This is a genomic window from Acinetobacter sp. NIPH 2699 (assembly GCF_022549355.1).
Classification (GTDB): domain Bacteria; phylum Pseudomonadota; class Gammaproteobacteria; order Pseudomonadales; family Moraxellaceae; genus Acinetobacter.
The window spans coordinates 54,146-76,747 of record NZ_JAKZGL010000003.1 but is presented as its reverse complement, the minus strand read 5'-3'; the positions used below and the strand labels follow the sequence as shown (position 1 = coordinate 76,747).

At 41.1% G+C, this 22,602-nt stretch carries 22 protein-coding genes; 11 read left to right on the top strand and 11 right to left on the bottom strand.

Going from position 1 to position 22,602, the window contains the following annotated elements; all coding sequences use genetic code 11:
- Positions 1-12: 12 nt before the first annotated feature.
- Positions 13-1,590, bottom strand: coding sequence for a glutamate--cysteine ligase (gene gshA / locus MMP72_RS03900; RefSeq protein ID WP_241314730.1), 1,578 nt, complete (start codon positions 1,588-1,590; stop codon positions 13-15).
- Between the two features lie 237 nt (positions 1,591-1,827).
- Between gshA and MMP72_RS03895 the strand changes: the two genes are divergently transcribed.
- From MMP72_RS03895 to MMP72_RS03885, 3 genes are read left to right on the top strand one after another with little or no spacing between them, the layout of a single operon-like run.
- A complete protein-coding gene (locus MMP72_RS03895) occupies positions 1,828-2,367 on the top strand; it encodes a DUF924 family protein (RefSeq protein WP_241314728.1) in 540 nt (179 codons plus the stop codon).
- A gap of 38 nt (positions 2,368-2,405) precedes the next feature.
- Positions 2,406-2,966 carry a hypothetical protein gene (locus MMP72_RS03890; protein ID WP_241314724.1) on the top strand — a complete coding sequence of 187 codons (561 nt, stop codon included), beginning with the start codon at positions 2,406-2,408 and terminating at the stop codon, positions 2,964-2,966.
- A 13-nt stretch (positions 2,967-2,979) separates the two neighbouring features.
- Entirely contained in the window at positions 2,980-4,290 is a 1,311-nt protein-coding gene (locus tag MMP72_RS03885; protein ID WP_241314722.1) for a DUF445 domain-containing protein, read from the top strand.
- Between the two features lie 193 nt (positions 4,291-4,483).
- On the opposite strand, the gene MMP72_RS03880 is transcribed toward MMP72_RS03885, so the two are convergent.
- Positions 4,484-4,930, bottom strand: a complete 447-nt coding sequence (locus MMP72_RS03880; protein WP_241314721.1) for a hypothetical protein — start codon at positions 4,928-4,930, stop codon at positions 4,484-4,486.
- A 320-nt stretch (positions 4,931-5,250) separates the two neighbouring features.
- Between MMP72_RS03880 and MMP72_RS03875 the strand changes: the two genes are divergently transcribed.
- On the top strand, positions 5,251-6,405 hold the full coding sequence (locus MMP72_RS03875; protein ID WP_241314718.1) for a pyridoxal phosphate-dependent aminotransferase: 1,155 nt from the start codon (positions 5,251-5,253) through the stop codon (positions 6,403-6,405).
- A gap of 95 nt (positions 6,406-6,500) precedes the next feature.
- Entirely contained in the window at positions 6,501-7,868 is a 1,368-nt protein-coding gene (locus tag MMP72_RS03870; RefSeq protein WP_241314717.1) for an MATE family efflux transporter, read from the top strand.
- Positions 7,869-7,950: 82 nt separating this feature from the next.
- Here MMP72_RS03870 and MMP72_RS03865 read toward each other — a convergent pair whose 3' ends face one another.
- Positions 7,951-8,778, bottom strand: coding sequence for an SDR family oxidoreductase (locus MMP72_RS03865; protein ID WP_241314714.1), 828 nt, complete (start codon positions 8,776-8,778; stop codon positions 7,951-7,953).
- A gap of 313 nt (positions 8,779-9,091) precedes the next feature.
- Between MMP72_RS03865 and MMP72_RS03860 the strand changes: the two genes are divergently transcribed.
- The 3 genes from MMP72_RS03860 to phoR all read left to right on the top strand — a co-directional run bounded on the left by MMP72_RS03860 (position 9,092) and on the right by phoR (position 12,103).
- The gene (locus MMP72_RS03860; RefSeq protein ID WP_241314713.1) at positions 9,092-9,769 is read left to right on the top strand and encodes a TetR/AcrR family transcriptional regulator; all 678 of its coding nucleotides are present in this window, start codon (positions 9,092-9,094) and stop codon (positions 9,767-9,769) included.
- A 256-nt stretch (positions 9,770-10,025) separates the two neighbouring features.
- Positions 10,026-10,736: a phosphate regulon transcriptional regulator PhoB gene (phoB, locus tag MMP72_RS03855; protein WP_241314710.1), complete on the top strand. Its 711-nt coding sequence runs from the start codon at positions 10,026-10,028 to the stop codon at positions 10,734-10,736.
- A gap of 8 nt (positions 10,737-10,744) precedes the next feature.
- Positions 10,745-12,103, top strand: a complete 1,359-nt coding sequence (gene phoR, locus MMP72_RS03850) for a phosphate regulon sensor histidine kinase PhoR (RefSeq protein ID WP_241314708.1) — start codon at positions 10,745-10,747, stop codon at positions 12,101-12,103.
- Between the two features lie 63 nt (positions 12,104-12,166).
- On the opposite strand, the gene MMP72_RS03845 is transcribed toward phoR, so the two are convergent.
- Positions 12,167-12,640, bottom strand: coding sequence for a PACE efflux transporter (locus MMP72_RS03845; protein WP_241314706.1), 474 nt, complete (start codon positions 12,638-12,640; stop codon positions 12,167-12,169).
- Positions 12,641-12,734: 94 nt separating this feature from the next.
- On the opposite strand from MMP72_RS03845, the gene MMP72_RS03840 reads away from it, so the two are divergent.
- The gene (locus MMP72_RS03840; RefSeq protein ID WP_241314704.1) at positions 12,735-13,628 is read left to right on the top strand and encodes a LysR family transcriptional regulator; all 894 of its coding nucleotides are present in this window, start codon (positions 12,735-12,737) and stop codon (positions 13,626-13,628) included.
- A 355-nt stretch (positions 13,629-13,983) separates the two neighbouring features.
- Here the strand turns inward: MMP72_RS03840 and MMP72_RS03835 are convergent, their stop codons facing one another.
- The 4 genes from MMP72_RS03835 to pncB form a co-directional block, all read right to left on the bottom strand.
- Entirely contained in the window at positions 13,984-14,466 is a 483-nt protein-coding gene (locus tag MMP72_RS03835) for a hypothetical protein (protein WP_241314703.1), read from the bottom strand.
- A 102-nt stretch (positions 14,467-14,568) separates the two neighbouring features.
- Entirely contained in the window at positions 14,569-15,420 is an 852-nt protein-coding gene (gene asd, locus MMP72_RS03830; RefSeq protein ID WP_241314701.1) for an archaetidylserine decarboxylase, read from the bottom strand.
- Positions 15,417-16,265, bottom strand: a complete 849-nt coding sequence (locus tag MMP72_RS03825; protein ID WP_241314699.1) for a rhodanese-like domain-containing protein — start codon at positions 16,263-16,265, stop codon at positions 15,417-15,419. The genes asd and MMP72_RS03825 overlap by 4 nt, the downstream gene beginning before the upstream one ends.
- Before the next feature lie 325 nt (positions 16,266-16,590).
- Positions 16,591-17,805 (bottom strand): nicotinate phosphoribosyltransferase, encoded by a 1,215-nt coding sequence (gene pncB / locus MMP72_RS03820; RefSeq protein ID WP_241315145.1) that lies wholly within the window; start codon positions 17,803-17,805, stop codon positions 16,591-16,593.
- Positions 17,806-17,956: 151 nt separating this feature from the next.
- Between pncB and dtd the strand changes: the two genes are divergently transcribed.
- Positions 17,957-18,397 (top strand): D-aminoacyl-tRNA deacylase, encoded by a 441-nt coding sequence (dtd, locus tag MMP72_RS03815; RefSeq protein WP_241314697.1) that lies wholly within the window; start codon positions 17,957-17,959, stop codon positions 18,395-18,397.
- Positions 18,398-18,448: 51 nt separating this feature from the next.
- Here dtd and MMP72_RS03810 read toward each other — a convergent pair whose 3' ends face one another.
- From MMP72_RS03810 to serB, 3 genes are all read right to left on the bottom strand, one after another.
- Positions 18,449-18,928 carry an SCP-2 sterol transfer family protein gene (locus tag MMP72_RS03810; RefSeq protein WP_241314695.1) on the bottom strand — a complete coding sequence of 160 codons (480 nt, stop codon included), beginning with the start codon at positions 18,926-18,928 and terminating at the stop codon, positions 18,449-18,451.
- 143 nt (positions 18,929-19,071) lie between these two features.
- The gene (aciT, locus tag MMP72_RS03805) at positions 19,072-19,407 is read right to left on the bottom strand and encodes a ciprofloxacin tolerance protein AciT (RefSeq protein WP_241314692.1); all 336 of its coding nucleotides are present in this window, start codon (positions 19,405-19,407) and stop codon (positions 19,072-19,074) included.
- Positions 19,408-19,815: 408 nt separating this feature from the next.
- Positions 19,816-21,036: a phosphoserine phosphatase SerB gene (gene serB / locus MMP72_RS03800; RefSeq protein WP_241314690.1), complete on the bottom strand. Its 1,221-nt coding sequence runs from the start codon at positions 21,034-21,036 to the stop codon at positions 19,816-19,818.
- Between the two features lie 65 nt (positions 21,037-21,101).
- On the opposite strand from serB, the gene MMP72_RS03795 reads away from it, so the two are divergent.
- Positions 21,102-22,412 carry a hypothetical protein gene (locus MMP72_RS03795; protein WP_241314688.1) on the top strand — a complete coding sequence of 437 codons (1,311 nt, stop codon included), beginning with the start codon at positions 21,102-21,104 and terminating at the stop codon, positions 22,410-22,412.
- Positions 22,413-22,602: the final 190 nt, after the last annotated feature.

The window sequence follows — 22,602 nt, the reverse complement described above, 5'->3', positions numbered from 1 at the left end:
TCCTCAAAATATTTAACGGTATTGTGCAAGATATTGTTCAAAACTCGTGTCATTTTCTTGTTCAAGTTGCCACTGTTTTTGCAACGAAGTTTGCGCTAAATGTTCAAAATATTGTTGTCTTTCTGCACTGAGCTGATGTTGGTCATAACAATCTACATGCTGTTGAGCCATGACACTGCCAAAGTTCCATGTTCCGCCATGTTGTAACGTGTCTTTCACCACCTGCGCTGAAAGTGTATTTTCTACATCTTTTAAACGCTGTTGCATCACATGCACCGCATCTTGATAAAGCGCTGTACCATCCATTTGATCGAGTACACGTGCACAGGCATGGATTTCATTTAAATGCTGCTGTGCCCACTCTTGAAATGGAACAGTCAAATGCCCTTCTTGGATTTGGGCATCTGCTGCACGTCCCCGATTAACCACTTCAGTTTGGTTTTGATCAATCTGATCTTGTTCTTCAGACCAGAGATCAGGACTTTCCCGTAATAAACAATACAATGCCAGACTTTCGAGGAAACCTGCCGTGGTTTCATCAATCCCAATCGCACTATAAGGATTCACATCCACTGCACGCAGTTCTACATAACCCACACCACGATTTTTCAATGCTTGCGAAGGGGTTTCACCTGCTTGTGGCACCTGTTTTGGACGCACGAGGCTATAGTATTCATTTTCAATCTGTAAAACATGATCATTGATTTGAATCGCTTCACCAGTCTCATCATCCAAACCCAAATCGGTAAATGCGGGATAAGGGGTATGTACGGCCTTTTGCAATCCCTCTAAATAATCATGCAAATCGTTATAATAAATCCCTAGCTGTTTTTGTGCCGAATTTTGGTAGCCCAAACGCCCCATACGCAAAGCGGTCGCTTCTGGTAAATACAAAGTCCCTTTGACTAAAGGTTGCAAATGGTGGTTACGTCCCGTTAAAAAGCAACGGCAGACTGATGGGCTCGCGCCAAGCAAATACATCACCAATGGGGTCATGCGAATAAAATTTCGAATCAAGGCAAAATAACGATGGCTGCGATAATCTTGTAAACTGAGTTGTTTTAATGCTTGATTTTTTTCATGCTGCTGCAAGGTTGCAAACAACTGATCAGGAAAAGATAAATTATAATGGACACCTGAAATGGTCTGCATTCGGCGACCATAGCGCACCCCTAAACCATGACGATATAAGGTCTTAAAACGCCCGATATTAGACGTGCCATACTGTGCAAGTTTAATATTTTCTTCATTGTCATCCAACATGCAGGGCATTGAAAGTGGCCACAATTTTTCACCATCTTCCAATTGCTGATGCACCACCTGATGAATATCGCTTAACTCATTTAATGCTGCGGCAATGGTGGTATGTGGTGTGGTAATGAACTCCATCAATGCTTCTGAATAATCAGTCGTAATATGGGGATGCGTTAGCGCTGAACCCAAAGCTTTTGGATGGTTTTTTTGTGATAAAAATCCATTGCTTTGCATACGCAAACTTTCACGCTCAATACCGCGTAACATACCGTCTAATTGTGAGGCATTTACCCAAGTCGGTACGATAGCGGACGAAAGTGTGCAGGGTTGGTTCATAATTTATATGCTCGGTTATTCAAGACTCAGCCAACCAAATTCGGGTGGCGACTTCGTCGCGTATATTCGCATGCACAACATGCCAACGCCCTCGACTCTGCCAATTATAACGACAATTACGATCTAGTCATCTGATTGTCTTGGTTTAGCTTGGCAATTTTTATCACAATCTTGCTCTATAAGACATGTTGAAATTGTGATTTTATTAAAAATAAATCTTCCGATGGATACTCACCGATGCAAGCGCAAGACATTCTTGATTTCTGGTTTTCTCCTGATCACCGCTCACTTTGGTTTGCCAAAAGCGATGAATTTGATACAAAAATTCGTGAGCTTTTTCAAAACATTCATGATCAGGCAGTCCAAGCAGAACTTTGGTCATGGCGTCAAACACCTGAAGGTCGTTTGGCTGAAATTATTGTTTTAGATCAGTTCTCACGTAATTTATACCGAGATCAAGCACACGCTTTTGCCTATGACAGCATGGCATTGATGCTGGCTCAAGAAGCGATTAGCCTACAATTAGATGCCCAGTTAAGCCCAGAACAACGTTCCTTTTTATATATGCCGTTTATGCATAGTGAATCCAAGCTCATCCATGAATTTGCCTTAAAACTCTTTCAACGCTTAGGCAATGAAATCAATTTAAATTTTGAGAAAAAGCATAAAGTCATTATTGATCGCTTCGGACGCTATCCTCACCGTAATGCGATCTTAGGACGCACATCAAGTGCCGAGGAACTTGAGTTCTTAACACAACCAAACAGCAGTTTTTAAGTCGATCTTCTCCTAGACGTCAAAAAGAGGAATTGCATATGAAATCGTTATTCATCTGTGCCCCGTTATTGGTCACATTGGCATTTACAGGATGTGCAAGCATCCCGACGCAACCCAAGACTTTTGATCAGTTGGGTCAATTTACCGCTTATCCATTAAATAACAAAAGCTTCCGTATTGGCTTCCAAGCAGGAAATAATCTGAGTTATGGTACAGCGGAAGAAATCACCTTAGTAAAAGCAGCGCAAACTACGCTCCAGCACGGTTTCCGTTTTTTTACAGTGGTTGATGATCCAAGCAATGCTCGATTTAAGGAACAACGCCAAGCCGTGATTTATCCGAGTCGATCGTATTATCCGTATGGTTATTATCGTCGTCACCCTGCCTTTTGGCCGGATCCATTCTATGATGTACCACAAGTGGTCAATATTGATCCCATCCAAGTGTCGTATACTATTGAATGCTTTCAGACTCAAGAACAATCACCTGATGCATTTGATGCGCAGTTGATTTTGCGATCCCTAGGACAAAAATACGGATTGAGTCCATCAGGAGAAGTGTTGCAACCGCCTGCACCACCTCAAAACAAAAATGAATGAATAGGATGACTCAATGAATTCAGCCGAAGAAATCCACAAAGTACCGAGCCTGCAAAGAAGTAAATACTTCGCCACTGTAGCCTTAGTGATTGCAGTGATGACGTGGATTTGTTTAATGGCCGTGGCACATTTTCTGCCTGAATACAGATGGCTGATCCATATTTTCATGTTAAGTGCCGAAGCAGGTGTGGTGGGTGGTTTGGCTGATTGGTATGCGGTAACCGTGTTATTCCGCAATCCATTTGGAAAAATACCATTACCCAAACTATTACGTGACCATACTGAGATTATTCCGCGGAATAAGGCACGTATTGCTGAATCCATGGGCCGTTTTGTTCAAGAAAACTTTTTATCGCCCCAAATCGTGCAACGTAGTTTGCAAAATACCGACCTCAGTTTGGCTGTTGGCGAATGGTTAGCCAATCCAAAAAATAATGGACACGTGGTTCAAATCATCCAGCAAACGGTTCCGAAAATTTTTGAGTTCGTCAGTCAGGATCAAATTGCCAACTTTGTACAAAATAACAGTGTGCAATGGGTCCGTAGCACCAAGATCAATACCCTTGCCAGTGAAATGTTACGTGCGGTTTTAGAAAATGACTTCCATCAAGATGTGTTACAGCGTGGACTCGATCTGGCTCATCAATGGATGGTCTCGCATCCAGAAGAAGCCCGTGAGTTGTCTCGAACATTATTTAAAGAGCTAGGGGTCTGGAAACTGGCCAAAGGTGCAAGCTGGATTGGTATTGATGTACAACAACGTACCATTGATTCACTGATTGAAAGAGTGGAATCGATGTTGGCAAACCCCGAACATCCTTGGCGACAAGACATTGAGGCAACGACGCATGCCCTCATGTTGCAACTTGCTGATACCGATAGCGAAGCCAGCCAACGTTTGAATAGCGGCAAAGATGCCTTACTGGATAGCCCACAAGTGTTGAACTTTATTAGTGGCGCGATTGCGATTTTATGTGATGCAATCAAAACTGATTTGATGCAACCCAACTCAGGCATTGCAACCAATTTACAAGCAGCCATCCAACAACTTGGCGTTAGTCTGATCCAAAATGAGAATGTTCGCCAAGTCCTGAATACCAAAATGGTCGGTTTGGCCACCAATTTTAGTGAGCAATACAGCGATAAAATTATTCGCTATATCAGTGAACGCATCCATGAATGGGATTCACGTGAAATGATTGCCAAAATCGAGAGTGAAGTTGGCGGTGATTTACATATGATCCGTGTCAATGGGGTCATTGTCGGGGCCTTTATTGGTCTAATCTTGGGTATCATTCGTGCTGTGGTTGAGAATTTGTTGTAAATGACCTCATCATCGCCAGTAGCGCACTTATGCCGATTTGTCTTGTCTTAAATATAGATTAACCGTACTTCACGAAAAGCAGAATTCAACAATGAGTTCTGTTTTCTCTTTCGCATAGCTCTTGGTGAGGGGCAAACTTAAATATGACCGATAACAGGATGATATTCACCTAGAAGGTTTGCGCCTTTTCGCTTTATGCAGATTGCGCCAGTTGTTTGCTTTGTTGATAATATCGAACCAACGCATCGGTGTCCTGCTTCAAAAACGCGGTGAGGTAGGCTTTAACTTGTACCAATGAAAGTTGATTAAAATGAATCGTCTCTTTTTTCTGACGCGTAATTAATCCAAATATTTCTTTCTGAGCAACAACGACGGGAATATCCGTCTTTACGATAAAGTTAAGTTCTTGAAATGATCCATAAGTATTCAATACGATTTCTATCGTCTGTTCTGTCTTTTCATCTGTAATGGTAAAAGTCGGGCTTGCACCATCGAGCTGCAACCAGCGACTCAACTGCTGTTTCCAGCCCATTTTATCAAATCTGGTTAATACCCCAATGGTGTTGAGTGTCCCGAGCTGCTCCACATCATTTAGGTCAATATGATGCGGATAGCGTATTTTTAGATCGAAACTGTCCATTATTCTATGTCCCATTTCACGATAATTGGTATTTACGTTAAACCCCTCGATATAAATTATACAACTTTATAGTTTTAACTAAAATAGCGTATCATGATGAAAAATAACAAATTTTTAAGACATTTTTCAATAAAAAATGACCCGTTGTGTCACTATTGTTTTTATTAAGACACAATTGCTGTAGTTTGCTTGATGTGAGACACAATTTTCAGGGTATCAAGGGTGAATATCACGTTTTACGTTGACAGCAATGACGTAGTCAGCCATCACCTTTAGCGATACAATCTGTCCAAACTAAAACGTAAATCAGGTTAAAAACCATGTTGCAGCTTCAGTCAAAACTTCCAAGTCAAGGTGTGACCATTTTTAGTGTGATGACTGAACTCGCCCAACGACTCAATGCGCTTAACCTTTCACAAGGCTTTCCTGACTTCCCTGCACCACCTGCTCTACTCGATGCCCTCTGCCAAGCAACATTAAATGGTTATAACCAATATCCTGCGGGCGATGGAGTGCTGGCATTACGTGAGCAAATGGCAAAGCAATTTTTGCAACGTGATCAACTCCGACTCGACCCAATCTCTGAAATCACCATTACGCCTGGTGCAACCATTGCGATTTTCTGTGCCATTCAAGCCTGTATCCATGCTGGAGATGAAGTCATTATCTTCGACCCAAGCTATGACAGCTATGCACCTGCGGTACAACTTGCAGGTGGGAAATCCATTCATATCCATTTAGAAGCACCGACATTTCAGGTCAATTGGCAAAAAGTAAAAGACAGCATCACAGCCAAAACTCGCATGATTATCGTCAATACGCCACATAACCCAACAGGTGCAATCTGGTCAGAACAAGACTGGCGACAACTCATTGAACTCATTCAAGATAAAAATATTGTGGTTTTATCCGATGAAGTTTATGAGCATTTAGTCTTTGATGGACAAAAACACTATAGCGCACTGCACTTTCCAGAATTACGTGAACGTAGCTATGTGATTGGCTCTTTTGGCAAGACCTATCATGTCACAGGCTGGAAAACAGGTTATTGTGTGGCTGCGCCCAATTTAATGCGCTTATTCCGCCAGATTTATCAATTTGCTAATTTCTGTGGTACCACACCGTGCCAGATTGCTTTAGCCAATTATATGCAGCAGCATCCTGAGCATATTCAAGAGCTGCCAGATTTCTACCAAGCTAAGCGTGATTTATTTAATACTCAGATTCAAAACGCTCGTTTTAAATTCATTCCCTCTCAAGGGACTTATTTTCAAAATTTGGATTACAGTGCCATTCGTCCTGATTTAAATGACATCGACATGTGCCAATTTCTTGCGCAACAACATAAGATTGTCGCCATTCCGATTTCTGCATTTTATCAGCAAGCGCCTGAATCACTGCGGCTCATTCGATTCTGCTTTGCAAAAACCGATCAAACACTACAACGTGCTGGTGAAATCTTGCTTCAGTGTTGATCAACAAAAATAAACTGAACAACAATCACTTCAATACTGCGTATGTTATCTTGAAAAAATATTTACGTTTCATCGTGAAGCGTTAAGGAATTTGAATGACCCCACACCAGACTTTGGTGATGCAACCAAATCTATGGAAAACTTTTTTTGTTTTTCTTGTCCCGCTCATCGCCACCAACATTTTGCAAAATTTGTCGGGGACGATTAACACCATTTTTGTTGGGCAAATGATGGGCGTAGACGCGATTGCAGCGGTATCAGTCTTCTTTCCCATCTTGTTCTTTTTGCTGGCATTTACCATTGGAATTTCAGCAGGTACAACGGTTTTAATTGGTCAAGCGTGGGGCGCACAAAATCTAGAAAAAGTCCGTAGCGTGATCGGATCTACCCTGTTTATCACCTTAATTGGCGGTAGTATCATTGCAGTTTTAGGATTTGTTTTTGCTGAGCATATTCTCAATCTTTTAGGAACTGATCCCAAGGTCATGCACCTCTCCCTGCCTTATGTGCAGTGGATGCTAGCAGGTAGCCCCTTGCTATTTGTGTATATTATTTACACCTCTATTTTACGAGGTGTTGGTGATAGTGTGACCCCTTTGATCGCCTTGAGCTTAACCAGCCTCATTGGCTTAGCAGTCACCCCTGTGTTACTGAAAGGCTATTTTGGTTTCCCAGCCTTAGGTATTGTTGCCCCCGCCATCGCCACCATCTTAGGTTATGCTGCGGTACTGATCTTTTTAGCATTTTATCTCAACCATAAAAATCATCCACTTAAGATCGATCGTCAACTGGTCAAATATATTCGTCATGATGCTGAATTAAGTCAACTGATCCTGAAGTTGGGTATTCCAACTGGCATCCAGATGGTCACCACTTCTTTAGCGGGATTGGTGATTATCGGCTTGATTAACCGTTACGGTGCACACGCCACTGCGGCTTACGGCGCAGTTAATCAAGTGCTCAACTATATTCAGTTTCCTGCATTGTCGATTGCCATTGCAGCGTCAATCTTTGCAGCGCAAGCTATCGGTGCAGGCAAACCTGACCTGCTGGCCAAAGTGACGCGTACGGCATTGAGTATGAATTTTTTATTTACAGGTAGTCTGATTGTACTGGCGTATTTATTCTCAAAATATCTAATGGCATTGTTTATTACTGATCCTGAAGTCATCGAGCTAGGACAACAATTATTGTTTATTGTGCTGTGGTCTCTGCTGTTTTTTGGGGCAAGTGCAATTTTTGCCTCGATCATGCGTGCCAGCGGAACCGTCAACGTGCCCATGCTGATTAATATTTTTACCATTATTTTAATCGAAGTTCCTTGTGCCTATTGGTTTAACACGCTTTGGGGGCTCAGAGGGATTTGGATTGCGTACGCACTGGCTTTTGTCTGTTTATGTGTGTTCCAAGCCAGCTATTATCAATTTGTCTGGAAAAAACGTGAGATTAAGATTCTGATTTAAGCATCACAGATTCAGCATTATTTTCAGCACCCAATAAAAAGCCATTCTCACAAGAATGGCTTTTTAATCACGAGAGTAGAACTTACATCATTTTCGTTGCAAGTGCTGCAATACGTTGATATCCCGTTGGGAACAAACGTTGGAAAGAGTCGACAATACGTGCATCTACACCGATCAATAAACGACGTTTATCTTTCAACACCGCATTTAGAATTTGACGTGCTGCTTCTTCAGGTGGGGTACGCAAGAACTTATCAAATTGCTTGGCTGATTTCTGCGGGTCCATACCGAGGTTCTTCATGCTGTCATTCATTTTCGCAGCTTTTGCAATATTGGTACGGATACCGCCTGGATGTACACAAAGTGAACTCACACCACTCTTTTCAATATCAAGTTCTTGGCGTAAAGATTCTGTAAAACCACGCACCGCAAATTTTGTTGCATTGTATGCTGATTGCGTTGGCTGAGAGGTTAAACCAAAGATACTTGAAATGTTGATAATATGCCCATCTTTGCTTTGTTTAATAAATGGCAGGAATTCTTTGGTGCCATAGACCACACCCCAGAAGTTAATTCCCACAATCCACTCTAAATCTTCATAGCTGGCACCTTCCACCGTTGAGCCGAGTGCCACACCTGCGTTATTAAAGATGAGATTCACTGAACCATGATCTTGAACGGTATCTTGTGCCCATTGTTTCACTGCATCACGATTAGATACATCAAGCACTCTGGTTGTTACAGTAACAGGAGATGCTTTTAACAACTCAACAGTTTGCGCCAAGCCTTTTTCATTGATATCACTCAATGACAAATGGCAGCCTTGTTGAGCCAATAAAATAGCCAGTTGTTGTCCAATCCCAGAACCTGCCCCTGTGATCGCTGCGACTTTATTTTTAAAATTTTTCATTGCCTATCCTTTGTATAAAGGTCTGTGGAATGCCAACAAACCCTATGAATGAGATGCACATATTCGCCCCAATCATGCGTTGTCATGTGCAGATTAAGCTGTAACCAATATAATTTTGACAATACAGGTTGTCAATATAATACACTATGCTTTTAAGACAAATGGCAATAACACGCACATTACTTGTCATATTAGGTCTATTTACTCTTTACCTTGAATGGCACAAAATTTTTAGGCGATACAAGGCATCGTTGCATGATGTAAACTGAGCTAGACATACGATATAAAGACTTTTTAGGAAACGGTTCTTTCAATGACAACCCCAAAGCAAGCCAAAGCGAAGAAAAACAATAGCGAAACCAAAGAGCGTCAATTCAAGGGTCTTTCTTTAACTGAACGTAAAGAAGCTCGTCGTGAAAAACTCATTGAAGCTGGGATCGCCACTTACGGTACACAGGGCTTTTTCTCGGTTACCGTCAAAGATGTCTGCAATGAAGCCAAACTGACTGAACGCTATTTCTATGAATCATTTAAAAAAAGTGAGGAATTATTCCAAACCGTTTTCTTGAGAATGATCGGTGAAATGCAAAGTTGTTTAACGCAGGCGGTGTTACTGGCGGCACCCGAACCGAAAAACATGGTTACTGCGGGGTTATCGGCTTTACTCAACACCATTAGAAATGATCCACGTATGGCACGAATTATTTATATTGATGCCATGTTGGTGCAAGACTTACACAATCAAGCCACGATCCAAGAGACCTTGACCCAGTTCGATCGTATCATTCAAGGCTTTGTCATGATCACCATGCCAAATGTTCCACAAAGCACTGAGGAAGTATCTTTGATGGCGACAGGCTTAAATGGTTATGTCACACACATTATTATTCGGTGGGTCTCTGAGGGCTTCAAACAACCACTAGATGATGTATTAGCAGCATGTTGTGCGGTATTTCTGTCCTTTATCGCAACAACATCACAAAAAAATTAAAATCATTTTACAGTTTTGTGACAAATAAAACTGGTAAACTAAGATGATATTAACCAAATGAATTCATTTGTTTTATTGATCAATCACATGTCATCATTTGGTCACTACGCTGCCTCACAATTGTCACAATTTATTGCTAAATTCGACTTTATTCACTCTTTTGCAATGATATTGTCATAATTAATCTTTGTAATAAGCCTGTCATAACAACAAAACGGTTCACCATTACCGTTATAAATTTTGAGGGTATTGCGCTGTGAAAGATGACTATATTTTAATTGTCGACGATGAGCTACCGATTCGTGAAATGATCCATACCTCTTTGGATATGGCAGGCTTCCAATGTTTACAAGCTGAGGATGCCAAACAAGCACATCAAATTATCGTTGATCAGCGTCCTGCTCTTATCTTGTTAGATTGGATGCTACCAGGCGGTGTCAGTGGTGTGGATTTGTGCCGTCGCCTCAAACGTGATGAGAACTTGGCTGAAATCCCAGTGATTATGCTGACAGCACGTGGTGAAGAAGATCACAAGGTACAAGGCTTAGATGCGGGTGCCGATGACTACATGACCAAACCTTTTTCTACCCGTGAACTGGTTTCGCGAATCAAAGCAGTATTACGTCGCGCCAATGCACTCAGTGGCGAAAAGGTCATTGATGCCAATGGTCTCATGCTTGATCCTGTCAGCCAACGTGTCAGCTTCGGCGACAACATTTTGGAGATGGGACCAACCGAATATCGTTTACTCGCCTTCTTTATGACCCATCCTGAACGTGCTTATACGCGCGCTCAATTACTTGACCAAGTGTGGGGTGGTAATGTCTATATCGAAGATCGTACCATTGATGTGCATATTCGTCGTTTACGCAAAGTGTTAGAACCTTATGGTGTCGATCGTTTTGTACAAACGGTACGTGGCACAGGTTATCGTTTTTCTACACGAGCTGATTTGGCAGCAGGTTAAAGCCCTTTATGTACGAACCTTATCCCGTCCCTGAACTGGCACGTGAACACCAACGTTTTCGCTATAGCAGTTTATGGGATTTTGCAAAACAAGATTTAAGACTGTTGCTGTTTTTCTTATTGATTGCGAGCTTAATCGGATTTGGAGTAGGCTATTTTTGGAGCTGTATTTTCATCGCATTTGTGGTGTTTTTCGCCCTACAGCTCCGCTCGCTCTACTTGGTCAATGAATGGATTTCCAACCGTCCTTATGATGTACCACCGAATTTGAATGGGATTTGGGGTGCATTACTGTTCAATGTCTATCGTGCCCAACGCCAAGAACGCATTGTCCAAGCAGAAATGGTAGGCTTAATTGACCGTGCACAATCGTCGCTGTTCGCTTTAGCCGAAGCTGTGGTATTGATTGATGATCAACACCAAATCGAATGGTGGAATCCAGCAGCCGAGAAGTTACTCGGGATTGAACCTTTAGATCGTGGACGTAACTTGTTGACAATTTTACGCCAACCAAGTTTTATTGAATATTTTAAGCATAGCGATCAAGCGCCCGATGGGATTCGCCTACAAATCCAAATGGATGAAGAACACTATGTGCAGGTCAAACTGACACGTTTTGGTGGAGAAAGTCGACTTCTTGTGGCCTATGACACCACACGTGTGCATAACCTTGAACAGATGCGTAAAGATTTTGTCGATAATATTTCACATGAACTACGCACCCCTCTCACCGTGCTCAGTGGTTATATCGAAACCTTTACCGATCAAGATGATATTACCCCACGTTGGAAACGTGCCTTCACGCAAATGCAATCGCAAACCAAGCGAATGAATGCATTGGTCAATGATTTACTGTTACTCTCTAATTTGGAAAATAATAAAAAAGTCGCAAAAAAACAGATCATTGATATGGCAAATTTAATGAATCAAATCTTTGATGATGCCCGCGCCTATAACTTGGATTATGGTCATACCCTCAACTTAGATATCGACAGTCATTGTGATCTGATTGGCTCAGATATGGAAATTGCCAGCGCTTTCAGTAATTTGATTACCAATGCAATCAAATACACCCCCAAAGGTGGCATTATTACCATTGGCTGGCACGAAGATAATGATCAAGCTTATTTTACCGTGCAGGATAATGGGATCGGCATTGACCCGAAACATTTACCACGCTTAACTGAACGTTTTTATCGCGTAGACAGCGCACGAAGCCGTCAAACAGGCGGCACAGGTTTAGGACTGGCTATTGTCAAACATGTCTTAATGCAGCACGGAGCATATTTAGAAATTACATCTAAAGAGAATGAAGGCTCGACCTTTACTGCTGTTTTCCCCAAAGAACGTTTATATCGAATGATCTGAATACTCTGCACAGCAGCAGTCAACATAAAATACAAACCAGCCGATCCGAACAGATTAGCTGGTTTAGTTTTGGATTTTTGAAAATGAGCTGCTTACTTTTGAACCCAGTTCGTTTTCTTCAAGCAAATGGCTAGGCAACCCGAAAATGTGATCAAAGAAATAATTATAAACAAAGGTATAACACGGGATGATCACCATCAAACTAAAATCCAATAAAAAGGCTTTCACTAAACTGATCTGCATCCACCATGCAATTAACGGAATCAAAATCATCACCAATATGATTTGGAACCCAATCGCATGTGCAATCCGTCTCCGTACTGTCCGTGTTTTTGATATTTGTGTTTTTTCCCACATCTCAAAAACATAGTTATAAAAGAAATTGACCGTGACAGCGATCACTGCGATGAGAATGGATAACGGACCAGTATGGCTAATGGTGGTCCCCGAAAGCACCGCCAAAATCATAGCGCAGATCAAAAAGCTAAACACTTCATAGAACAATACATAGGTTACTCTTCTTTTGGTTCCTTGCATCACAACACCTTCAAATCAATAATGAGTGGATTTTACGCCCTCACTCTGATAAAAAAAGTCAATCGTGATCAGATTTACTGACAAGGAAACAGGTATGAAACTAAGTAGTGAACAGCTTGAGTTAATCCTTGAGATTATTGATCGCGGTAATTTTTCAGCCGCCGCACGTGCGCTAAATCGTGTTCCCTCCGCAGTCAGTATGGCGATTGCCCATTTAGAAGCGGAATTGAATTTAAAATTATTTGACCGTAGTAAGAATCATCTTGCACCGACCGAGGTCGCGCTTTCGATCGAACCCCATGCACGATTGATCGTTACCAAAATGCGCCAATTAGAATTGCATCTGACCGAGCTTTCAACAGGGCTGGAAACCAGTCTCTCAATCGGTGTCGCTGCGGATATCAATCAGAAATTTTTATTGGTCGGTATTGAGCATCTGATTCAGCGTTATCCACTGTTAAATATTGAAATGGTCTGTGCACCGCAACAAGAGTTAAAAACGCGTTTGCAAAATAATGAAATTGATCTTTATATCGCATATAGCTCATCGGCTATCGACATCAACGAGCGTTTTAGATTATTGGGTGTTGAAAAATTTGTCGCAGCGGTTTCACCGAAAGATGCCCAGCAATTGAAAGACAATCATAAAAATGAGCTCACCATGCTTTCTGAGTTAAGACAAATCATTATTGCCAGTAAAAATCATCCGCTACCTGATCCTCGCGTACTGGTTTCTGATGCGTGTTGGTATACCGATAATTTGTCCATGGCGATTAATATGGTGGAACAAGGCATGGGTTGGGGTAATTTTCCACTTTCAGTAGTCAATGAGCATTTTGCCAAACAAAGTTTAGTCCGATTAGAGTTTAGCGATACCACCAATGGTCTGGATATGCCGATTCATGCGATTTGGCCGAGTTATAAACCGTTGAGTAAGACCGTACAAATGCTGATTGAACTTTGGGCTAAACAAATTGAAATTAAATAAAAAAAGCCCGACATCCTGTCGAGCTTTTTCCATATTCCTTTCACTAGGTACAATTCCTGTCATACCTCACATCCTGATGCTAAAACTTATCATTCTTGTTTTATGTTTTGGAACTTCCTGTTCCTGATGAGTTCATATTAGGCAATTTGATTGGGTCTGAATATGGGACATTGCCCTTAATGTTTGTAAGAAAAAGCGTACAGGGTTAACGCTTGGAAAAATATCAGAATTGCTCACAAAAAAGTGATTTGTTTCAAACTGGTCTTTCTGATCGTTTTTGATATTACTCAAAAACTTTAAATATTTGATTTTTTTATTAATTAATCTGTATTTGCTTCACATAACGGCCATTATGTTAAATGGACAGTGATTTTATGGAAAGCCTATTCCTAAGATCATTAAGGAATGAAGGCCATACCTCTTCTGGTGCTGAATTATAAATACCATCTAAAATTAAACAAAGTTCATCGTCATAATGATCTATCAAGTCGTATAAATCTTCATCTTCAGCAATTTTTGAAAGCTCAAGCAACATTCCAAAGATACTTCTGATTAATTCTTCTGAATATTCAATAGTTGGTGGTGGTTCAATATATTTTCTTAACGCTTCCCTAAAAAAAATTTTCTTTAAAGTAGGGGGTAAGTTCAACCATTCAAATTTAATGTTGTAAAAATAATCTAAAACTTGTTTTTCTTTAGAAAAGAAACAGATTTCCAAAGCTTCCGAATCTGTCATATTTTGCTCTATTCTATTTGTAGCCCAATCTTGAATATCTTTAGCCGATTTTAGATTTAATATTAATTCTAATTTGAACTGAAATTTTTCTATGTCATTCATTTATTGTTCACTTTTCCTAAAATTAACATAATACGCCTTATGCGAAATACGTAAAAAAAGCCCCTCAAACTCATCAAGGGGCTTTTAAAAATTACTTATAAATTAAACTGAATGCCCCAACCGCTCACCCATCACCACAGCCGAATTGGCTTTAAACTGCTCTTCCCACACCATTTTATCTTTTTCAAACACCACCACTGCGGTTGAACCTAAATAGAAACGACCAAGTTCTGCGCCTTTCTCAAGTTTCATTTGATGATGCTGTAATTCAACCCGACCTGTTGGTTTTACTTTACCCGTCGCAACCGTTTCAATGCCTGCGACAATCATCGCACCGACCAACACCACAGCCATACGTCCCAATTCAGTGTCAAACAAACACACCATACGTTCATTACGCGCAAACAAACCGGGAATGTTTTCCGCAGTCACTTGATTCACTGAAAACAATTCACCAGGAATATATAAAGTTTCCGTCAATGTACCTGCCAATGGCATATGCACACGATGATAATCTTTAGGTGACAAATAAACCGTGGCAAATTGACCATTTTGGAATGGCTTTGCCAATTGCGGATCACCAATCAGTTTCTCAACAGAAAAACTTTGACCTTTGGCTTGGAAAATATCACCCGCTTCAATTTTGCCCAACTGAGAAATCGCACCATCCGCAGGGCAAACAATACTATCTGCTTGTTCATCAATCCCACGTACGCCTTCTTTTAAAGCGCGGGTAAAAAATTCATTAAATGATTTATATTGATTCGGATTAGCTTGTTCGGCAATGCTCATATCAATGCCATATTTTGCTTTGAACGCTTGAATCACAGCAGTTTTTACCAAAAGATTTTCACTTGCGGCAACCTTGCCAATAACACGACTAAGCTGATGTTGTGGCACAAGATTCTGCGCTTTGATAAAGAATTGTTTTTTTAAATCTACTGCAAAACTCAAGACGGTGACTCCCCTGAAATAATAGGACTATCGAGGCGATTGCCCCATTCACTCCACGCACCATCGTAGGCTCTAACTTGCCAGTTGAGCAATCTCGCCAAAATATACGCCAAGCCAGAACGGTGATGCGACTGGCAATACACCACTACAGGTTGTTGTAAATCAAAGCCTAATTGCTCCAAACGTTGTTGAGTGCGTTCAAGCGGATGTAATTTTAGATGATTTTCACGGTTTAGGGCAGTACTCCATTCAAAATGCAGTGCATTTGGGATGTGACCGCCGCGTCGCGCAGCTAGACGCAAGCCTGTATATTCTTCAGTAGTACGGCAATCCCAGAGCTGAATATTTTGCTGTTCGACGTGTTGTAACAATTCCTGATATTCTATTCGATGCTGCTGTACGGTCTCCAAATCAATCTGGAAAAGACCTGCAACCGGTGTGACTTGGTCCACTTCAGCCGTGGTCGGTAAACCTGCACCAAGCCAACCATGAATGCCGCCATTAATTAGACTGGTGCGGTTAAAACCAAGGCAATGTAAATTCCAGATCAAGCGCCCCGCCCAAGCACCACCTTCATCGTCATACACCACCACATGATGTTGAGGAGAAATATTTAATTTCTCAATGAAGGCTTGTAAACCTTGTAAATCAGGCAATACCCCATTGGCTTGTTCTTGTTGTGCAACCAAATATTTAGGTTGTAAATGAACCGCATGAGGAATATGCAATTGCTCATAAACCGATGCACGGCTTAAATCAATAACACGGATCAACTCATGTCCCAAATAGGGAGCAAGTTGTTCAGGTTCAATCAGTAAGCCCAGTTTAAAATCTACATCCGTCATGGTTATGGTGTCTTGTCGTTCGCATTAAGCTGATTTTAGCATAGCTCACTTTTTATCTTTGTCTGATTTTTTGCATTCATTTAGCAGAAAAGAAGATATAGAGAAGTTAAATAATTGAATTTCCATTACAGAGTCTTACTGTGTTCTCATCCTATTTCGGGATAAGCCTTCGGCTCGACCTACTTTTGTTTCGACAAAAGTAGGCAAAACCATTGTCATCCACAAAACCTGTTCACTTCTTTCATCTATTTAACTGTATCGCAAAAAAGACTTCTTGCTTATATCACGCAGGTTGTGGATGACGTTTACGCGTATCGAATTAAAATTATAAAGTCTCGGTTGTTTCCTCAATCTCAAACACCTGTCTTAAATAGGCGAGGAAAGTCTCATTATCACTCATGGTTTTACCTGAGCTATCCGAGATTTTCGCGACCGATTGCCCATTACATTCCACCAATTTTAAAACAATATTCAGCGGCGTTTGTCCCATATCATTGGTGAGATTGGTGCCAATCCCAAAACTGACTTGAAAACGGTCTTTAAAATACTGATGTAATAACCATGCTTTTTCCAAGTTCAAACCATCACTAAAGGTGAGCATCTTAGTCTTGGTATCAATTTTTAATTGACGATAATGTGCATAGGCTTTGTCGCCCCATTCATACGGATCACCACTATCATGGCGCAAGCCATCAAACAACTTGGCGAAATACAAATCAAAATCACGTAAGAATGCATCCATACCGACCACATCGGTCAAGGCAATCCCAAGATCACCACGATATTCTTGTACCCATGCCTCCAGTGCTGCCTTTTGAAAATTACGTAAGCGTACATCCAACGCCTGAAACGCTTGTAAAAATTCATGTGCCATTGTTCCAATTGGGCTAATACCCAATTCTTTTGCCAATAACACATTACTGGTTCCACGAAATACCTTGGGTGCGGCAGTGTGAAAAGCCTGTACCACATGTTTTTGCCATTCAAAACTATAACGGCGACGTGTCCCAAAATCAGACACGAGAAAAGGTGGATCACTGTCTTGTTGCTCTAGGGCATATTGTTGTAGTTGAACCAATTTTTGCTGTAAGCGACGTTCACCTTCAACCCAGACATCATCATGACGAATACGGCGGAAATAGAGTTCATTGACAATTGCCAAGACAAAAATCTCGAACATCATCGCCTGAACCATAGGTCCTTCGATTCGAATATCCAAACGACCTGCATCATCAACACTGGCTTGAATAAAACGACGCTTCAGTTGGAATAATTCTAAATAATCAACGAAATCACTTTTGATAAAGCGCAATGAACGTAAATATTGCAGCTCATCTTCTGCAAATTTTAAATCACATAACAAATCAAGCTGATGATTTAAATCAGCTAAAATTTCGACCAAAGGATAAGCCGTATCTTGTAAATTTCGACAACGGAATAAATAAACACTATGGGTTTGTGGAAACTGATGTAACACCACTTGCAACATGGTGAATTTATATAAGTCGGTGTCCAATAATGATCGAATAATGGCAGACATAGGTGCTGGTTTTAACCCATTCTTTTGCATAATATCTCTTGTTATACAACCAAATCGCTCATGTTGAATAGTAGACTTTTGCTGCTCAGCTACTTTTTAAGCAAAGTTCTCTGCTAAAATCGCCTGTCTTTTTCAGCTATCTTTCAATGTTATGCGTGCAGTCATTCAACGCGTCCTCGAAGCTAAAGTTGTCGTTGAGGGCCAAACCACAGGCGAGATTCAACACGGTTTATTGGTATTTTTAGGCCTCGGTAAAGCAGATACTTTAGAAAAAGGTCAAAAGCTAATTGATAAGATTCTAAAATATCGGATCTTCGATGATGAGCAAGGCAAAATGGGCTGGAATATCAGCCAAGCCAATGGCGGAATTTTATTGGTATCGCAATTTACCCTGATGGCGCAAACCCAAAAAGGCTTACGTCCAGACTTTGGGCCAGCAATGCCACCAGTTGAAGCCAAAGCACTATATGAACAATTGGTGACATATACCTGCCAACAATTTGCACATGTGCAAACAGGTGTTTTTGCTGCGGATATGAAAGTGCACCTAGTCAATGATGGTCCAGTGACCTTTAACCTAGAAGTTGAATAATCCTAGAGAATCAAAAAGCTCCCGAATTCGGGAGCTTTTTTTTATGGCTTTTTATCTGCCTGTTTTTTCTTTGATAAACGCACGAGCTTGGCGAAACTTTTCTTTTACAGGTTTTGGCACCTTCGGTGGAATTAATTTTGCAGCTTGGTTAAACCAAACCAACAAACTAAAATCACCTTCCATTTTAATACTGCCATCTTGCATACCAGTCATGAATGCAGTTGGATCGCCTTTCACCAAAGTTTTTACACCTTGCTCACTATCAGCAAACTGTAAAATAAAGTCGGCCTTTTCTGGGCTACCTGCAACGGTCTCAATCTTGCCACGATTCACAAGAATTTGACGCGCCATACCTAAATCTGTACCGATTTGAATACGAAACTCACGATCATGTACCAACTCAATAAACTTCGGGCTAGTACGTGCTAATTGCTTCATACGTAACGCCAAACCTGCCACTAACAAATCAAGTGGATCAGTACTTACATCAACAATAGGTAACTTAACCACAGGTAAAGAAGGAAGCTTCATGACATTTATGCCTACAGTATAATGGTGGAAATTAAGACAATCCGTATCCTAGCACAATTGTAGAAAAGGCGGTAAAAGCTTTGTCACAGAATACAACAAAGGCATGCTGAGCATGCCTTTGTTGTTGTTCAAATTATTATAGATTATCTGCTAGAACATTGTTGCTGGTCATCCTTATATACTGGTGTATGTTCAATATACTGACGATTTGCTAACTGTTTTTGTGCTTGTTTGTCTTCACGTAAAAGGATAAATGTAACCGTCACCATCGCGAGGCTCAGGGCCGTCAGATAACTATAAGCGACTGATATGTCGAAGGTGGTTTGCACACCAAAGCGTACCACTTCTAACAGTCCCCAACAGAGCATACCTGCCAACATAAAACCTAACCAACGACGATAAGGAGAAAAGAAAACAGCAATAACTGCGACAGCGATTAAGCCAAATCCAACCCACATGGTGAAATTCGCTGCTTCCATAGGAACCTCCGTCTTAAAAAAGATGGTCTGTATTCTTGTTCAGACCTCATCATAATTGTTCTGTATCTCTAACAGTACTTCGTATTGCATTTGCGTCTTTAAGCATTATGGAGTGTTTTTTTTAGAAAAAAAGAGCCTGAAATTAACCATACGACACAAGCTGTCGCAATATGCTTTTGTCATTACATTTTTTTAAATTACAAAAGCCCTGAATTTCCATATAGCATCAATTGCCGCGTGTCATTACAAAAAAACATAGTGCAATTTGGACGTATAAAAACTTTTTTCTTAATTTTTTTATTGTTGATTTTCTATACATTTAGACATAATTATGACGAATAAGTGACGTATAAAAAATGAATAAGGCCGCAGTAAAAGCGACCTTATTTAAACGCAATAAACGTTGACCTAAGCGCGGTTTAAATCCTTATCATGCATACCTAACAGATATAACACCCCATCTAAACCAACACTTGAAATGGCCTGATTGGCATTTTGACGCACCAACGGTTTAGCACGGAATGCGACACCTAAACCTGCGATAGACAACATCGGTAAATCATTGGCCCCATCCCCCACCGCCATGGCTTGTTCAAGTGAAATCCCCATCCGTTCGGCCAATTGGCGCAATAACTCTGCCTTACGCGCACCATCAACGATTGCCCCTTGGACTTCACCCGTAACGACGCCATCTTGAACATCTAAGATATTGGCGTGAACTTCATCAATCCCAAGTTTTTCTTGTAAGTATTCAGCGAAATACTGAAAACCACCAGATAAAATAGCCGTTTTATAACCAAGTGATTTTAATGTTGAAATCAGGCGTTCAGCACCCTCGGTAATGGTCAAACGCTCTGCAATCTTGGGTAGCACAGACGCATCTAAGCCTTTTAATAAGGCAACACGCGCACGAAAACTTTGTTGAAAGTCCAGCTCGCCTTGCATCGCACGTTCTGTAATTTCAGCAACTTGTTCGCCCACACCCGCTTCTAAGGCGATTTCATCAATGACTTCTTGTTCAATTAAGGTTGAATCCATATCGAAACAAACTAAACGTCGATTACGGCGATAGGCATTGTCTTCTTGCACCGCAACATCAATATTCAACTCACCCGATAAACTTAAACAGGCTGCACGCATGGCTTGCGCATCCAGCATTTGTCCACTTAAACCAAACTGCACACAAGCACGACGTGGAAAATGGCTTTCTTCTGCTAATGCCAAACGACCTGACAAACGGGTGACTGTTTCAATATTAAAACCCTGACTCGAAACAATGTTTGTGACGGCTTGCAGATGTTCAGCGGTTAATTCTGGCGCCAGTGCTGTCACAATATAACGCGTTCGGCCGCCTTCACTCACCCACTGCTCATATTCTGCGTTGGAGATTGGTTTAAATCGAACTGTTAAGCCAATATCATGTGCTAAAATCAAAATCTCTTTCATTGCTAATGCAGTTGCAGTCTCATTATCCGAAGCAACAACAATCCCAAGGGTGAGTTGGTTATGGATAACAGCCTGACCAACATCGAGTATTTGCAAAGAATGTACGGATAGTACTTGCATTAATCGAGTAAACTGATTCGGTTGATCTGGTCCTAAAAAGGATATAAGAATGATTTCTCGCATGAATTGACTCGTGTTTGAGCGACAACTATTGTATGTAAGAATCATAGCATAACCCATGAATCTATTTGCCTTGGAATTTTAACTTGAATGCGCCTCGCCAAGGGCTATTTGCTAGCCTACTGATCGTAAGTTTTGCATTGCATACCTTTTTATTGGTGATTGCAACGACACATCAACTCAATGAAAATCGCGCTAGCCAAGGACAACTGATGACCAGTCAGCTGGTGGCAGATAGTCTTGCAGAACTGGAACCCGCCAACACCGTTTCATTGGCATTGGTTGCCAATCGCTATGCCACCAATCCTAGCGTTGCATCGATTCGTATTTTGAATGCAAATCAGCAAGTGCTTGCGACCAGTGGTATGTCCAAAACACGTCAAGGCGAAGTGTTCGTCCGTGATGCATTGCAAAATGAAAAGAAAGTTGGGACAGTTGAAATTACCTTAATTCAACCCAGTATTGGTGAAATCTTACGCACCCAATGGCTGGCTATTTTTGCATCACTCTTTATTCACTTCCTGATATGGCTGGCTTATCGTGTCATTGCTCGCCCAACACGCAGTGAATACTTGGCACGTATCAATCAAGAAAATCATCTTAAACATGAAATTCAGCGTTTAACCCAAGCACTCGCGCTCGAAAAGCAAAATACCATCACTTTAGTCGCTCAAGCGCAACAACAAACCAAAGAACAAGCCAAACCGCGTGTTGAGAAAAATCCAATAGATCAATCTCAAGTGAATGATCAAGCTTTAGCGCTCAATATCCAGTTTTATGATCCAAAACAGCTTTTGAATAGTGTCAACCAGTCTGTTTCTGTGCCTTATTTCAAATTGTGCCAACTTTTCTTAGATAAAAGCATCTATCTCTGCGCCAAACATTATCAAATTGATGCAGCACACATTCGTGTAGCACAAGAGTTTAATGCTGAAGGTGCGACCTTATCGACCACGGCTGAACAGCCACATGCACTTGAATGTTTGATGATGGTCGGTGCTGTGTTCCAGTTATTGGCCGAAGTGCTTTATAAACGCTACCGTGAAGATAAACGCTTTGCGCTACAAACTCGCGGTGCAGTGGCCAGTGCTGTTGATGCCATGCAACTAGATGCCATCGAAGCAGCAAAACGTTTAACGCAGCATTTACATGCCAAAGAAGCCGCTTTACACCTCAACCATGACCAATTAAAAGCCGTTCAACATAGTTATGAACTGGTCGCCATGCCGAATCCAAGCAATATCATGACACGTCACGCTTTTATGATTAATGGTATGAATGAGCAATGTGCAACCGTAGCACAAATGCTGCGTACTGAGATTCTGATGGGTAAAAAAGCCAAAGCCTCAACTGAGACTACGGACATTTCATCACTCTAATTTAGAGTCAGTTACATGACCAAATGAACCTAGTTCTTCCGCACAAGAACTGGGTTTTTTAATTCAGGGGACTGTGTGTGGTTTATAAATGTGCTTCATCTTAAACATAGATAAAATACCAACAGCGTCTAAGAAGCACAGGCGAAATTTTTTAAAATGCGTTAAACTATGCCAGATTTATCGAATACTA